Below are 14190 nucleotides of genomic sequence, written 5' to 3' on the forward strand. Positions count from 1 at the left end.
TATCTTATATACCACAAATAACATTTATGAAAAAATCTGTTCTCATGCTACTGCTCCTGCTCCTTGCCTTGGGAGCGACGGCACAGAATGTGCAATTGCACTACGACCTCGGTCATTCTCTCTACAAAGACCTTACAAACAGGCCTTCAGTTACTACCACTGTAGAAATGTTCAAGCCTGATAAATGGGGCAGTACTTACTTATTTACCGACATAGACTATCAGAGAGACGGCGTTGCGGGAGCCTATTGGGAGGTTTCACGCGAGTTCAATCTCACCAAAAACAAGCAGTGGGCAGCCCACATTGAATATAATGGCGGACTCTCTTCTGACGAAAACAGTTGGCAGGCAACGCGCTTCCAACATGCTGTGTTGTTAGGAGGTGCATGGAATTGGCATAGTACAGACTTCTCAAAGACATTCTCCGTGCAGGCCATGTACAAGTATTATTTCAAAAACAGACACTATAGTGCACACCCTTTCAGCGGCTTCCAGCTGACCGAAGTGTGGGGGATGACGTTCGCACATGGACTTTGCACCTTCAGCGGTTTCTGCGACTTGTGGTACAATCCCAATGTGAATGGCAAGCTTATCGTGTTGAGTGAGCCGCAGTTCTGGTTTAATATCAACGCATTGAAAGGCATGCAGGGCGTCAATCTGAGCCTCGGCAGCGAGGTTGAACTGAGCAACAACTTCGTCTGGAATAAGCAGGGAGAACACAACCGCTTTTATGCTTTGCCGACAGTGGCAGCAAAATGGACTTTCTGAAAGCCTCTCCCACCCCTTTCCAAAGAAGAAAACGCATGCTTGGCAGTAAGGTTTGATCATCACGTTTGAATGACGAAACTCGGCCATAAGCACTTCATAATTATCTTTACAAATGCTTCTTCAGGAAGGGGTCTGCTGAAAAACAATCGGGACTCGGCTTCAAATACGCGAGTTTTGAAGCCTTTAAGCAAACCTTTGAGCATCAAACAGTTACACAAAATACCGCCTTTTAAAGGCTACCTACACACGAGAAAACACGCTGATTTGAGGCTTTTTACATCCTGACTTGCCTCGAATCGGCATGCAATCTATGGCATTTCATCACGCGTTTTGCACCATGTTGCAGTGCATTATGACGCAAATCACGAGAAAAGTTGATGCGCCGAAGCAGACGAAAGGTATGGAATGCGCTTGCTACCCCAGGAAAAACCGCCTTTCAATTTCTATTTGGTGCAGTCAAAAAGTGTTAAAAACAGAGACACAAAGTTTACAAAACCACTCTCTTCCCCGCCTCTGACCGGAGAGGGGGAAGAGCGAGATTGCAAACTAATCAGAGTGAATTCGCAGGCTTTCTGAGCCTGCGCAAAATGCTTATCTGATTATGCTTTATCCACGATTAATTATACCTTAAAACGCAGGACAATAGTCTAAGCCAAACACTTCAGCAACCGCTTTATAGGTTACCTTGCCATTTACGATGTTCAGTCCCTTGCAAAGGGCTTCGTCTTCACGGCAAGCCTGCTGCCAGCCCTTATCGGCAAGCGCCACGGTATAATGCAAAGTGGCATTTGTCAAGGCGGAAGTTGACGTATTAGGCACGGCACCCGGAATGTTGGCCACACAATAGTGGAGGATGCCATCGACCTCATAAACAGGCTCGGAATGGGTCGTAGGACGAGAGGTTTCGAAGCAACCGCCTTGGTCGATAGCCACATCCACGAGCACTGAACCGCGCTGCATGAGGGCCAACATGTCGCGCGTGATGAGCTTAGGTGCCTTGTCACCCGGCACAAGTACAGAGCCAATGACAATATCTGTCATGGGAAGTTGCTTGCGAATGTTATAGTCTGACGAATAAAGTGTATGGACATTGGCCGGCAGATTGATGCCCAATTGACGCAAACGCGGCAGGTTTACATCGGCAATCGTCACCTCGGCACCGAGCCCGGAAGCCATTCTTGCAGCGGCTTCGCCCACAGTTCCACCGCCAAGTACAAGCACACGAGCCGGCAAAACGCCCGGAACACCACTGATAAGTCTGCCATTTCCTCCCTTCGTGGTCTGCAGATAATGTGCTCCATTGAGTACAGCCATACGGCCTGCAACCTCACTCATCGGTACAAGCAACGGCAAAGAACCGTCTGCTTTCTGCACCGTTTCATAAGCAATACACACAGCTCCGCTCTTGATCATTGCCTCGGTGAGTGCCCGTTCGCAGGCGAAATGGAAATAGGTGAATACCACCTGCCCCTTACGAACAAGCGCATACTCGGGCGCTATGGGTTCTTTCACCTTCACAATCATATCTGCCTGGGCATAGACATCCGTGATATCAGGCAGGATTTTAGCACCTACTGCCTCATAATCTGCATCCTTAAAACCGCTATTCTCGCCTGCGGTATGCTGCACGTAGACTTCATGACCATGCTTACAGAGTTCGTTTACGCCTGCAGGAGTCATGCCAACACGGTTCTCATTGTTCTTAATTTCCTTTGGAATACCGATTTTCATAGCTGTTTCCCTTTCGTTATTAAAGTTAGTAGTCATAGAATATGCAACAAATATAATGATTTATTTGATTGGTTGTAACGCAAAAAGGAAATTTAACTAAACAGAAATGAACAAATAAAAAGCGCCCAACCATGGAACATTTCCATAATCGGGCGCTCGTTTTATCGTATAGAAAGTTCTATGCTTTCTTGTCTTCAATGGCCTGTGTGATAAGACCTTCGAGTTCTTCGCACAGCTCGGGATTGTCGCGAAGCAATGCTTTCGTGGCGTCACGGCCCTGCGCAAGCTTCGAACTGTTATAGCTAAACCAGCTTCCACTCTTCTGAATGATGCCGTATTCTACACCAAGATCAAGGATTTCTCCTACCTTGCTGATGCCTTCTCCAAACATAATTTCGAACTCTGCCTTGCGGAATGGCGGTGCAACCTTATTCTTCACAACCTTCACACGCACTTGATTTCCAATGATATTATCACCGTCTTTGAGACTTGTTACACGGCGAATATCAAGACGAACACTACTGTAGAACTTCAGTGCATTACCACCGGTTGTGGTCTCTGGACTGCCAAACATCACGCCAATCTTCTCGCGCAACTGGTTGATAAAGATACAACAAGTGTTGGTTTTACTGATAGTTGAGGTGAGTTTTCGCAATGCCTGACTCATCAATCTGGCCTGCAAACCGACAACGTTGTCGCCCATATCGCCCTCAATCTCTTTCTTCGGAGTCAGTGCAGCAACTGAATCGACCACGAGAATATCAACAGCACTCGAGCGAATCAGCTCGTCGGCAATCTGCAAAGCCTGTTCTCCATTGTCGGGTTGGCTTATCCAAAGGTTGTCAACATCAACGCCCAACTTCGCTGCATAGAAGCGATCGAAAGCGTGTTCTGCATCAATGAACGCTGCAATGCCGCCCTTCTTCTGTGCTTCTGCAATAGCATGAATGGCCAAAGTAGTCTTACCTGACGACTCCGGGCCATATATCTCGATGATGCGACCACGCGGATATCCGCCCACGCCAAGCGCCACATCAAGACCTATACTGCCTGTAGGGATCGTTTCTACATTCTCAATCTGCTCATCACCCATACGCATGATAGAGCCTTTACCAAAGTCTTTTTCTATCTTAGACATTGCTGCCTGCAAAGCTTTCAGCTTCTCGCTTTGCTGGTTAGCCACTGCTTCTTTTGCCATTTCTTCTATATTTTATGTGATTAAATGAGACATAACGCCTCGTTCTTTGCTTAGAGTTCCAGGTCGCCGTCAAACACTTCATGCCATGGAAGCCCATGAATGTTGAGCTGTTCCATGAACGGATCGGGGTCGAACTCCTCTACATTCCACACTCCCGGACGTTTCCAAATGCCCTTGACAAACATCATTGCGCCTATCATTGCAGGCACACCGGTCGTATAACTGACGCCCTGCATGCCGGTTTCCCTATAAGCTTCCTGATGTTTACAATTGTTGTAAACGTAGTAAGTGCGCTCTTTTCCGTCCTTTATACCACGAATTCGGCAGCCGATAGAAGTCTCACCATCGTAGTTTTCGCCAAGATCCTGGGGATTAGGCAACACTGCTTTGAGGAACTGTAAAGGCACAATCTTCACCTTGGCAGTCTTTGTCGGGTCGTCAGCCAACGGTGCTTCGTACTCTACTTCATCGATACGGGCCATTCCAATGTTCTGAATTACATCGAGATAGTTAAGATATTGCTGGCCGAAAGTCATCCAGAAGCGAGCCTGCTTGATAGTAGGATAGTTCTTAACCAACGACTCCAGCTCCTCATGATGCATCAAATAGCTGTCGCGTGGGCCGATATTTGGATAGGTAAGGTCTTTGTGAACAGCCAGCGGTTCGGTTTCAATCCACTCGCCATCTTTATAGTATAAGCCCTTCTGGGTAATCTCTCTGATATTGATTTCAGGGTTGAAATTCGTAGCGAAGGCCTTGTGATGATTACCTGCATTGCAATCAACAATGTCGAGATAATGTATTTCATCGAAGTAATGTTTGGCTGCATAAGCCGTATAAATGCCTGAAACACCGGGGTCAAATCCGCACCCTAAGATTGCAGTAAGACCTGCCTGCTCAAACTTTTCCTTATAAGCCCACTGCCAGGAATATTCAAAATGTGCCTCATCCTTAGGCTCATAGTTGGCCGTATCAAGGTAGTTGCAACCGCAAGCTAAGCAAGCTTCCATGATAGTGAGGTCTTGATAAGGCAGTGCAAGATTAACAACCAACTCGGGTTTATAGTCATTGAAGAGCGCCTTGAGCTGCTCCACATCGTCTGCATCAACCTCTGCGGTCTTGATATTCATCTTGTATCCCTTGGCATGAATAGCCTCAACAAGACGGTCACACTTAGCTTTGTGATGGCTTGCAATCATCAGTTCGGTGAAAACATCGGTGTTCTGGGCCATCTTAAAGGCTGCAACGGTGGCCACACCGCCAGCTCCAATCATCAGTATTCTACTCATATCTGTTTATTTTATTTCTTCAGCTTTGATGCCTAATGCACTCATCAGCGAGTAGCCTAATATCTCTTGGCGGAAGTTCCCGCCCTCCATGGGCTGCATTGCAAACAGCGTAATGCGCTTATCCTCATCCTCAACACGGCGCAAGAGATTGCGCAAACGGGCATAACCGTCACCATGTTCACTGTCGGGGACTATCATTACACGACGCACTTCCTTGTGCTCCAAAAGCGTACGCAACACGCTTTCGATGTATTCTTCCTTGCTGACGGCCGCGCCTGATGACACAGAAGTAATCGTGAATTCACCCAACCGTGCATCCGTAAAGGCTTTAGCATGAAGTTCACCGGCATAATCTGACGGCGTGAAATTGTCCATCTGCTTATGCTTCTCATCATGAACAAGCACCACCTGCACGTCGTTTTCTCCTGCACGCACACCTCCGTCAAGTGCCACACAGACTGCCCATTGGCTTAAATCTGCCTTTGGAATAGGCCTGCCTATCATGCGTTCGAAGTTGACAATGAGGTCGAAAGCGACCGAATCTATATAATCAGCATCAGCAATGATTATGTTTTCACTCATCCTGATGTTGCTGTCTGCCTGTGAATTCATGCTACAAAGATAGTGTTTTAATTTGAGATTATCGTGGCTCATAATGTTTTTTTTCTTAACTTTGCAGTGCTTAATGCTGAATTAAATTTATAAGGAAAAATGACAACTTTAACTGTTTCAATCATCGTGGTATTTGTAGTGGGCTACCTCTTCATTGCCCTTGAAAGTATCACGAAAGTCAACAAGGCTGCCATTGCACTACTGATGTTCGTGGCTTGCTGGACACTTTTCATGGTCGACCCAACTGGTTATCTGCCCGGATTGACCGGCAATGCGCTCACAAATGCGGTAAGCAGCGCCATCGAACACCATTTGGGAAGTACCTCAACAACGCTCTTCTTCCTCATGGGTGCTATGACAATCGTCGAAATAGTCGACCAAAACGGAGGCTTTAACTGGGTACAGACGCGCATGAGTACCAAGAGCAAGCGGGGCCTGATGTGGAAGATTGCCTTCATGACTTTCTTTCTTTCGGCCATATTGGATAACTTGACAACATCCATTGTCATGGTAATGATACTGCGAAAGCTCGTGCATGACCATAAAGACCGCATTGTCTATGCCTCGTTAGTGATTATCGCAGCCAACTCCGGGGGTGCCTTTTCACCGATTGGAGACGTGACAACAATCATGCTTTGGAACAAGGGTGTGATCACAGCTTTAGGCGTAATCAGTGAGATTTTCATTCCTTCGGTCATCTCACTTCTCATACCGGCACTCATCATGCAGACGCAACTCAAGGGAGAACTCACAACGACAGAGTCGTCATCCTATGACAAACGCGACGGCGAAGTGCTTGAGTTTACAGGCTTGGAACGCAAGATTATCTTTGCTGTGGGCGTTGGAGGACTGATGTTTGTGCCCGTATTCAAGTCGATTACTCACTTGCCTCCGTTTGTTGGTATCCTGCTTGTGTTAGGCGTTTTATGGACAGTAACCGAGGTATTCTACCGCCGACTGCACCATTATCACAAAGACATGACGTTCCAGAAGCGCGTTTCCAACCTGCTGAGCCGCATCGACATGAGCACCATTCTCTTCTTCCTCGGCATTCTGATGGCCGTGGCCTGCCTTGAGGAAATCGGCGTACTTACCGCCATGGGTGGTGCACTCAACGACACTTTCAACGACAACCACTATCTCGTTACGGGCATTATCGGCGTGCTTTCAAGCATTGTTGACAACGTGCCTCTCGTGGCCGGATGTATGGGAATGTATCCCGTCACACCGACCGGTGACATGGCTATTGACGGCATTTTCTGGCAGTTGCTGGCTTATTGTGCGGGAGTTGGCGGAAGCATCCTCATCATTGGAAGCGCTGCCGGCGTAGTCGTTATGGGATTGGAAAAGATTACTTTCGGGTGGTATATGAAGCGTGTCAGCTGGATTGCCTTTGTGGGTTATTTGGCGGGAATACTGAGTTACTTCATCATCCGCACGTTCATTATGCCGACTGCACTGTAATATCAGTCGGCAAAATCATCATAAGACGGTTGCACTTCGAATGGAGATGCAGCCGTTTTTCTGTTTCGTAATTTCTTTTACAAATGCTCTTTCACAGCTCGCGTATTTCCAATGAAAAGCTCACCCGCCTGCAAATACGCGAGTTTTAAGCATGTTTGGTAAAACTTTGAGTATGAAACGGTTACACAATTCCACTCTTTTTGCAAGCCAATTTTATGGCATAAGAAGTCGTGAAATGACTTGAATTGCACGGTGTTTTGACGCATATCAGCGTGTGAAATGGCATTCATGAGCAGACAATCTGACGCTAATGACGCATTAACTTGACGCAAATTGGTGGACAAAGTGTTTCGGGAGACAATGCCAAAAGCATGAAATGCCTTGGAAAGGTCATGATTTGCGACTTTTCAAATTCTATTTGGTGGTGTTGCGAAGTAGCAAAAAACGTGATGTAATATTTACAAAATGAAAGTTGAAAGAAAGGGTATCGAGCCTTGAAGAAAAAAAGAAAATGAGAAGTAAGGAATAAGAAATTTACACCTACCCGGAATGTAGTTTTCTCGGAAAATCCGTCTTTCAAAGCATCAAAAAAGGTGATCTGCATCATGCAGACCACCTTTTCTGATATGTAAATACATGGAAAATGCAATTACTCTGCTACGAGTGTGAAGCGCTTGTAGGCAACAATCTTGGCATCGCCCTGCTTCTTCAGCCATTCATTGACGCTCAACTTGTCGCCTTCAGAGAACTGGAACTCCTGGTCAACCAAGCAGTTATCCTTGAAGAACTTGTTCAAACGACCCTTAGCGATGTTCTGAATCATCTGCTCATTGAGTGTAGCAGCCTTCTCTTCGCCTACGGTCTTCTTGATCTCTCTGGCTCTGTCAGCATCCTCTTGTGTCAGCCAACCCTTCTTCGTGTTGCTTTCAATGTGGTCTTCAGAGTCAACATGTGCAGGATTAATGCCAGCCTTCTTGAGTGCTGCATTGACTGCTTTTTCAACCATTTCTTCCTTGGTTTTCTCGACAGCCACCTTGAATTCCTCATCCTTTACAGACTGTGGAACCGAAGCTTCATCAAGTGCAACCGGCTTCATTGCAGCCACCTGCATGGCAATCTTGTGTCCGGCGTCCTCGTTGTTGGCGCTGAGTTGAACCATTGTTGCCAAGGTGTGGCGACCCATGTGGTCGTAAACAGAGATGTTGTCTCCCTCAAGGAAGTTGTAGCCATCTATCTCCATCTTCTCTCCGGTGATACCCGAACGGTGCTGAACAGCTGTTGCAGCGTCGTCGCCATCAGCCAACTTGAGCGCTTTAACTTCGTCAAGCGTCTTGCATTTTGCAGCAACTGCCGCATCAAGAATATCCTGAGTGAGCTGTATGAAGTCCTTACCGGCAGCCACAAAGTCGGTCTCACACTTCACAGCAACCATTGCTGCAAAACCTGGAACGCACTTAACGAGCACGCAACCGTTAGAAGTTTCACGGTCAGAACGCTTTGCAGCAATAGCCAAACCACGCTCACGGAGCAGGTCTTTTGCCTTGTCGAAATCGCCTTCAGCCTCTGTAAGAGCCTTCTTTACGTCAGCCAAACCAGCACCGGTCATACTGCGAAGCTTCTTGATATCTTCTATTGAAATAGCCATAATATAGTCTTTTCTTTGTTTATTTGTTTGAAAAAAGATAGGGGCTTATTGATAATGCGTAGGTTCTTACAGGTTCCTATCCTATCAAGTAAGCCCCTATATCTTGATTATTCAGCCTTTTCAGCCTCGGCTTCAGCTACAGGAGCTTCTTCTTCCTTGCGTGCCTTGCGAGTGCGCTTCTTGGTTTCAGCAACCTCTTCAGCCTGTTCAGCAGCAGCCTTTTCGTCTGCTTTCTCAGCCTTGCGCTCTTCAAGACCCTCAGCGATAGCACCGCAAACAGCCGTAAGTATAGTCTCTACGCTGTCTTTAGCATCGTCGTTTGCAGGGATTACGAAGTCGATGTTCTTAGGATCTGAATTTGTATCTACAATACCAAAAACAGGAATACCCAGACGGTTTGCCTCTTTCACTGCAATGTGCTCTTTCATTACGTCGATAACGAAGAGTGCACTTGGCAGACGAGTCAAGTCGGCAATAGAACCAAGGTTCTTCTCCAACTTAGCGCGCTGACGTGTAACCTGCAGCAACTCGCGCTTAGAAAGGTTAGAGAAAGTACCGTCGTTCATCAGCTTGTCAATGTTTGTCATTTTCTTAACTGCCTTACGAATGGTAGGGAAGTTGGTCAACATACCACCTGCCCAACGCTCGTTGACGTATGGCATGTTAACAGATGCGGCCTTATCAGCTACGATATCCTTAGCTTGTTTTTTAGTAGCGACAAACAGAATCTTCTTTCCTGACTTTGCTATTGCCTTCAATGCCTCTGCAGCTTCATCTATCTTAGCAACTGTTTTGTTGAGATCGATGATGTGAATACCATTACGCTCCATGAAGATATAAGGAGCCATTGCCGGGTTCCACTTACGCTTGAGGTGACCAAAGTGGCAACCTGCCTGAAGTAACTGGTCGAAATTTGTTCTTGACATTTCTTTTCTTGATTTTAATTGTTTACTTTCTTTTTTAATTCTTACAGTCTGCATACAACAGCATTACTATCATAAACAAACCTTTTTTGCTCAGAATCAGCCCGACAGTAATCCGGTCTTATACTGCATCGCAATACAAAGAAGCCACAGAGTCTGCCTGGTTTAGATACTAAACTAAATTGTCTTTGAAACTTTAAGATTGAATTTTGAACTTTAGAATATGCCGGGCTAAGCCCTATTGCATGTCATGATGACACAGAAAACAAATCATAAAGTTCAATGTTCCATATCCAGAATTCAAAGAACAAGCATTAACGCTTACTGAACTGGAAGCGACGACGAGCCTTAGGCTGACCTGGTTTCTTACGCTCAACAGCACGACTGTCGCGGGTAAGGAAGCCTGCATCCTTCAAAGCTTTCTTGTCTTCAGCGTTCACCTTGACGAGAGCACGGGCGATAGCAAGGCGGAGTGCCTGGCTCTGACCAGTGAAACCACCACCGTCGAGGTTTGCCTTGATGTCATACTTACCTTCAGCTTCGAGCAACATCAGTGGCTGCTTAACCACGTACTGCAGAATAGCTGACGGGAAGAATTCAGTTAAATCTTTCTTATTGATAATGATCTTACCGGTTCCTTCAGAAAGGTAAACACGAGCGACAGCGCTCTTGCGGCGACCAATTGCATTTAATACTTCCATCTTAATCCTAAATTATTTATACTGGTTAATATCGATTGACTTTGGCTTCTGAGCCTCCTTGTTGTGCTCTGCGCCATCGAATACATAAAGGTTATCCAACAAAGCACGACCAAGACGGCCCTTTGGAAGCATTCCTTTGACTGCATGACGAATGATTTTGTCAACACCATTGGCACGAGTACGAAGCTCGGCAGGAGTGTTGAAGCGCTGACCGCCAGGATAACCAGTATAACGTGTGTAAACCTTATCAGTCTCCTTTTTACCTGTGAAGACTACCTTTGAGGCATTGATAATGATTACATTGTCTCCACAGTCTACGTGGGGAGTGAAGTTTGGCTTGTACTTTCCGCGAAGCAGCTTAGCTACTTTAGAGCAAAGACGACCTACAATCTGATCGCTGGCATCTACTACCACCCACTCTTTCTTAGCTGTTTCCTTGTTTACGGAAATAGTCTTGTAACTTAAAGTGTTCATTTTTTAAACTTAATTTTACTACTAAAAAACAATATTTATTACTTTTCGATAACAGAAACCTCGCGGCGCCTCCAGTCTAAAAGAGACCATCCACAGCTTTTGTTCTGTTGTCCGACAGATTCACTAACCGCCTTATCCGGCCAAAGAAAAGGCTATTAACACTGCCAGACTGCCGGAAATTCCAAGCGCTTTCCCAGCAATCGGTTTGCAAAGGTACATATTTTAAAGAAAGAAGCATAATGTAATAGACTGCAAATCCATTCTAATTACATAACTTTAACACTATTATTGAATATTAACAACACATAATAAGGTGAAAGCAGAGATTGCTTTCACCTTATTATATATATGGGGTCCTAAAAACTTCACCCTTTTCTACCCTCTTATTTCTTTACCATCTTCCCTTCCTACAGCATCAGACCGAATGACAAAGTCCTGAACTTCGGACCATAACCATCGCGTAAAAGATTGCAGGGACTATACTTGAAATAGAAGTCGGGAACACCTTTGACAGAGAGTGTACCCATGAAATCAACGGTAACGGGACTCACACGAACATTCGTATCAATATCTTTCACCTTGTGACCATCGAGTTTGTATCGTGTTTTCAGACTGCCGTAAGTATTGAAATTAATAACCGGACCAAGACTGAAGCCCATCCATCGTCCCTCATACTGATAGCGCAAAGGTACATTTATGCTGAAAACCTTAATACGAGAGAAGCGTGGCGTACTGCCTGCAGGATAGTGATCGAGAGCTACAGCACGATTATCCTTCACAAAACGCAGGTCATCCGTCATGCGATAATTACGCCAATCAAGTCCGAAACCGATAGAAAAAGCATGCGCATTACGCCATGGACGATAGGCCCAGTCGCTCACAATCCACCACAATTCCCATGATTTGAAAGGCTGAATATCTGCACCTGAAGGCATACCTACAGCGTTATTGAAACCTGCAACAAAGTGCATGCTGCATTCACGCTGAGTCTTTTTCCCCTTCCGGGGCTTACTGAAACCTGCGATAGAGAAGTTCCAAGTGTCGCTGTTCAAAGCCGAAGTACTCACGTAGTTGCTGTCAACGATTTGGATATTATTTTCATAATGATAGCGCGGATTAGTTGCACTACCCCACACTTCCACGCGCTGAACAGAGTCGCCTGTAATGATTCTGACCTTCCGAGGCTTCTCCACAACCACGGTGTCATTGTCTGATGATGCAGCAAAGGCCGACATGCTGAAAGCCAATGCCATGCAAACGAAGATTGTTTTCATAAGCTATAATTTAATTTATCAATTTTCTAAGTTCGGCAATACTTGCCACATTTCCCTCCATATAGACCACAGTAACCATCGTTGAACGGTCTTTCGTCTGCGTGAGATAACACAGATAGCGATTAAGTCCACGCTGCTGAGGCAGGCTCATGATTAGCGTTTCCGTGCCATGCCGGTTAGTCTGCTCAATTCCCGCAGCCAACTTGCGGTCGCGTTCCACCAATTCATCAACGCTTTTACGTTGCTGTTCATTGGCCTTGAAACGCACACTGTGATAGAATTGGAGCCTATACTTAGTAATGGCACGCCCTTTTACACGAACCTCCACCATTTCTTCGCGTGGCACCACCTTACCCGTGAAGAGCGCATTCACGCTCAATCCCTGTTGAGCGCGAGCCACAAAGGAAAGCAACGCCAAGCATATCGTCAAGAAAATGCGATGTTTCATAACACTGTTTTTATTGATTTTCCCGTTTTATTTCAATCTGTTCCAAAGATGTCATGCAGCTGATGATCAACATTGGCACCATCATTCTGATGAATAGTCTGCATCGTTCCATATACCTCTTGCATCACCTTTTCAGGATCAGTCACATGCTGATTGTAGACATATGCCTCACAGTAATCCTGTCGTTCAGGGCTCCAGAACAAACTCCCAACAGCAATCATCAGCGCTATCGAGGCTGCAACACCGACGAACACCTTATAGAAATGTAAATGAGCTGACTTCGGTTTACATTCCGCTACCACCTCTTCATCCGGTTTCATGGCTGCAAACGAACAGAAAAGTCCACGCAAGGGCAGTAAATCTTCTGCCACCTCTTCACCTGTGAAGTAGCGATAGAGCTGCTGTTCTTCATCAAGTGAAGTATCGCCCGCCATGAAACGGTCTGCCAATTTCCTGATTATTTCGTCGTTATTCATCATGCTGTTGCTTTAAGAATTGTAGTTTAATCGCTTGTCGGGCACGGCTCAACGTCTTCCTCACTGCCACTTCCGAGCTTCCTGTAAGCGAGGCAATATCTCGCATTTCCATTCCCTCGATATGACGTAAACGCATCACTGTCTGCTGCAATGTAGGCAATGTGTCGATAATCCGCATCACCTGCATATAGCGTTCATCGCGCATCGGCTCACATTCTGCCATATTCTCGGGCACATCAACCATTGGCTGTCGTCGCCGAATGAGGTCAACACAACGATTCTTCACCAATACTGAAGCTAGAGGTCCCATGGGTAAGTGCAGCGAATCGAGCAATTGCCAAAGCTTGAGCAGCACATCCTGCACGACATCCTCTGCCTCATCACCGTCCTTCAGATAGCCTCGGGCAATGGTAAGCATGCGTGGTCGGTTGCGCTCCACCTCTTCTTTATATTCTTCGATGGTCATCGTTGCTGTCTCAGATCTTTACTCCTATTACGCAAAGTTACAGCATTTGTGACACCACAAAAAGCATTTCTTTTATTATTTTCTTAAAAACCATTGAAAATCTTCTGTCAGCAATACCGATTTCCTAAATGAAACACCTATATTTGTTGCATACAGAGTGCCTTTATCTACAAAGTGAAAGCGACATTTCTTTTGTCAAGTTTATTTCTGTTTTTTAACATTTCTATCCATGATCAAATAGAAAAGGAAACACCATTTCTGTGCATTTGCGAAACCATTCTATTGTTCTGACACCTCCATTTTTACCTACTTTACCTGCAACTCCATTCATAGCATGCTGTAATTTGATGCAAAACACACGATTATTTGAGTCTGAAAGCATCGTCATCTAAGGCAAATTATGAAGTAATTTGAGTCGAATCACTGCTTTTCCCTATGTAATTTTCCCTTACCATTTGTTTTGAAATCAATAACATCTTGACTATCAATATATTATATATCATCAAAATATAGCATACATTTGGGATGAGGAAACCTTTCAGTTCAAATTCTTAAATCTAATAAAACAAATTGTAAAGTAATCCGACAACTTTTAACTTATCCTTAAATCATTTATTAAATAAAAAATAATATAAAATATACAAAAAAACACAAGTGTTTGACTTTAAAGAACGTAAAAAATTGCTTTCCCTCAAATCCGCAACTAAGCCCTTGAAGGTTCT

14 protein-coding genes are annotated in these 14190 nt (G+C 45.3%); 2 read left to right on the forward strand and 12 right to left on the reverse strand.

Annotation, left to right across the window (positions count from 1 at the left end; translation table 11 throughout):
* Nucleotides 1-26 precede the first annotated feature (26 nt).
* Complete coding sequence (locus HMPREF2983_RS06435) at nt 27-767, forward strand: nucleoside-specific channel-forming Tsx family protein (RefSeq protein ID WP_070667432.1); 741 nt, start codon at nt 27-29, stop codon at nt 765-767.
* 627 nt (nt 768-1394) lie between these two features.
* Here the strand turns inward: HMPREF2983_RS06435 and ald are convergent.
* The 4 genes from ald to HMPREF2983_RS06455 all read right to left on the reverse strand — a co-directional run bounded on the left by ald (nt 1395) and on the right by HMPREF2983_RS06455 (nt 5597).
* Nucleotides 1395-2498: an alanine dehydrogenase gene (gene ald, locus HMPREF2983_RS06440; protein ID WP_070667440.1), complete on the reverse strand. Its 1104-nt coding sequence runs from the start codon at nt 2496-2498 to the stop codon at nt 1395-1397.
* Nucleotides 2499-2676: 178 nt separating this feature from the next.
* Nucleotides 2677-3696: a recombinase RecA gene (gene recA, locus HMPREF2983_RS06445; RefSeq protein WP_004371104.1), complete on the reverse strand. Its 1020-nt coding sequence runs from the start codon at nt 3694-3696 to the stop codon at nt 2677-2679.
* A gap of 50 nt (nt 3697-3746) precedes the next feature.
* Complete coding sequence (locus HMPREF2983_RS06450; RefSeq protein WP_004378367.1) at nt 3747-4985, reverse strand: saccharopine dehydrogenase family protein; 1239 nt, start codon at nt 4983-4985, stop codon at nt 3747-3749.
* 6 nt (nt 4986-4991) lie between these two features.
* Nucleotides 4992-5597, reverse strand: coding sequence for a DUF6621 family protein (locus tag HMPREF2983_RS06455; RefSeq protein WP_070667433.1), 606 nt, complete (start codon nt 5595-5597; stop codon nt 4992-4994).
* 99 nt (nt 5598-5696) lie between these two features.
* Here HMPREF2983_RS06455 and nhaD point away from each other — a divergent pair, with 99 nt between their 5' ends.
* Nucleotides 5697-7061 (forward strand): sodium:proton antiporter NhaD, encoded by a 1365-nt coding sequence (nhaD, locus tag HMPREF2983_RS06460; RefSeq protein ID WP_070667434.1) that lies wholly within the window; start codon nt 5697-5699, stop codon nt 7059-7061.
* A gap of 649 nt (nt 7062-7710) precedes the next feature.
* Here the strand turns inward: nhaD and tsf are convergent.
* From tsf to HMPREF2983_RS06505, 8 genes are all read right to left on the reverse strand, one after another.
* Nucleotides 7711-8706 (reverse strand): translation elongation factor Ts, encoded by a 996-nt coding sequence (gene tsf, locus HMPREF2983_RS06470; RefSeq protein ID WP_004371099.1) that lies wholly within the window; start codon nt 8704-8706, stop codon nt 7711-7713.
* A 107-nt stretch (nt 8707-8813) separates the two neighbouring features.
* Entirely contained in the window at nt 8814-9632 is an 819-nt protein-coding gene (rpsB, locus tag HMPREF2983_RS06475) for a 30S ribosomal protein S2 (RefSeq protein ID WP_070667441.1), read from the reverse strand.
* Between the two features lie 311 nt (nt 9633-9943).
* Entirely contained in the window at nt 9944-10330 is a 387-nt protein-coding gene (gene rpsI, locus HMPREF2983_RS06480) for a 30S ribosomal protein S9 (protein ID WP_004371097.1), read from the reverse strand.
* 12 nt (nt 10331-10342) lie between these two features.
* On the reverse strand, nt 10343-10804 hold the full coding sequence (gene rplM / locus HMPREF2983_RS06485) for a 50S ribosomal protein L13 (RefSeq protein ID WP_004371096.1): 462 nt from the start codon (nt 10802-10804) through the stop codon (nt 10343-10345).
* Nucleotides 10805-11211: 407 nt separating this feature from the next.
* The gene (locus tag HMPREF2983_RS06490; RefSeq protein ID WP_070667436.1) at nt 11212-12078 is read right to left on the reverse strand and encodes a hypothetical protein; all 867 of its coding nucleotides are present in this window, start codon (nt 12076-12078) and stop codon (nt 11212-11214) included.
* Nucleotides 12079-12088: 10 nt separating this feature from the next.
* A complete protein-coding gene (locus HMPREF2983_RS06495; RefSeq protein WP_070667437.1) occupies nt 12089-12526 on the reverse strand; it encodes a DUF6108 family protein in 438 nt (145 codons plus the stop codon).
* Between the two features lie 32 nt (nt 12527-12558).
* Entirely contained in the window at nt 12559-13005 is a 447-nt protein-coding gene (locus HMPREF2983_RS06500; protein ID WP_070667438.1) for a hypothetical protein, read from the reverse strand.
* Complete coding sequence (locus HMPREF2983_RS06505; protein WP_004371092.1) at nt 12995-13468, reverse strand: RNA polymerase sigma factor; 474 nt, start codon at nt 13466-13468, stop codon at nt 12995-12997. Before HMPREF2983_RS06505 ends, HMPREF2983_RS06500 begins: the two co-directional genes overlap by 11 nt.
* Nucleotides 13469-14190: the final 722 nt, after the last annotated feature.

This window comes from Prevotella sp. HMSC077E09, assembly GCF_001814685.1.
GTDB lineage: Bacteria > Bacteroidota > Bacteroidia > Bacteroidales > Bacteroidaceae > Prevotella > Prevotella oris.

What these genes read in the sequence shown, in the direction of transcription:
- HMPREF2983_RS06435 (WP_070667432.1), top strand. Translation starts at nt 27, where the DNA reads ATGAAAAAATCTGTTCTCATGCTACTGCTCCTGCTCCTTGCCTTGGGA.
- ald (WP_070667440.1), bottom strand. Translation starts at nt 2,498, where the DNA reads ATGAAAATCGGTATTCCAAAGGAAATTAAGAACAATGAGAACCGTGTT.
- recA (WP_004371104.1), bottom strand. Translation starts at nt 3,696, where the DNA reads ATGGCAAAAGAAGCAGTGGCTAACCAGCAAAGCGAGAAGCTGAAAGCT.
- HMPREF2983_RS06450 (WP_004378367.1), bottom strand. Translation starts at nt 4,985, where the DNA reads ATGAGTAGAATACTGATGATTGGAGCTGGCGGTGTGGCCACCGTTGCA.
- HMPREF2983_RS06455 (WP_070667433.1), bottom strand. Translation starts at nt 5,597, where the DNA reads ATGAATTCACAGGCAGACAGCAACATCAGGATGAGTGAAAACATAATC.
- nhaD (WP_070667434.1), top strand. Translation starts at nt 5,697, where the DNA reads ATGACAACTTTAACTGTTTCAATCATCGTGGTATTTGTAGTGGGCTAC.
- tsf (WP_004371099.1), bottom strand. Translation starts at nt 8,706, where the DNA reads ATGGCTATTTCAATAGAAGATATCAAGAAGCTTCGCAGTATGACCGGT.
- rpsB (WP_070667441.1), bottom strand. Translation starts at nt 9,632, where the DNA reads ATGTCAAGAACAAATTTCGACCAGTTACTTCAGGCAGGTTGCCACTTT.
- rpsI (WP_004371097.1), bottom strand. Translation starts at nt 10,330, where the DNA reads ATGGAAGTATTAAATGCAATTGGTCGCCGCAAGAGCGCTGTCGCTCGT.
- rplM (WP_004371096.1), bottom strand. Translation starts at nt 10,804, where the DNA reads ATGAACACTTTAAGTTACAAGACTATTTCCGTAAACAAGGAAACAGCT.
- HMPREF2983_RS06490 (WP_070667436.1), bottom strand. Translation starts at nt 12,078, where the DNA reads ATGAAAACAATCTTCGTTTGCATGGCATTGGCTTTCAGCATGTCGGCC.
- HMPREF2983_RS06495 (WP_070667437.1), bottom strand. Translation starts at nt 12,526, where the DNA reads ATGAAACATCGCATTTTCTTGACGATATGCTTGGCGTTGCTTTCCTTT.
- HMPREF2983_RS06500 (WP_070667438.1), bottom strand. Translation starts at nt 13,005, where the DNA reads ATGATGAATAACGACGAAATAATCAGGAAATTGGCAGACCGTTTCATG.
- HMPREF2983_RS06505 (WP_004371092.1), bottom strand. Translation starts at nt 13,468, where the DNA reads ATGACCATCGAAGAATATAAAGAAGAGGTGGAGCGCAACCGACCACGC.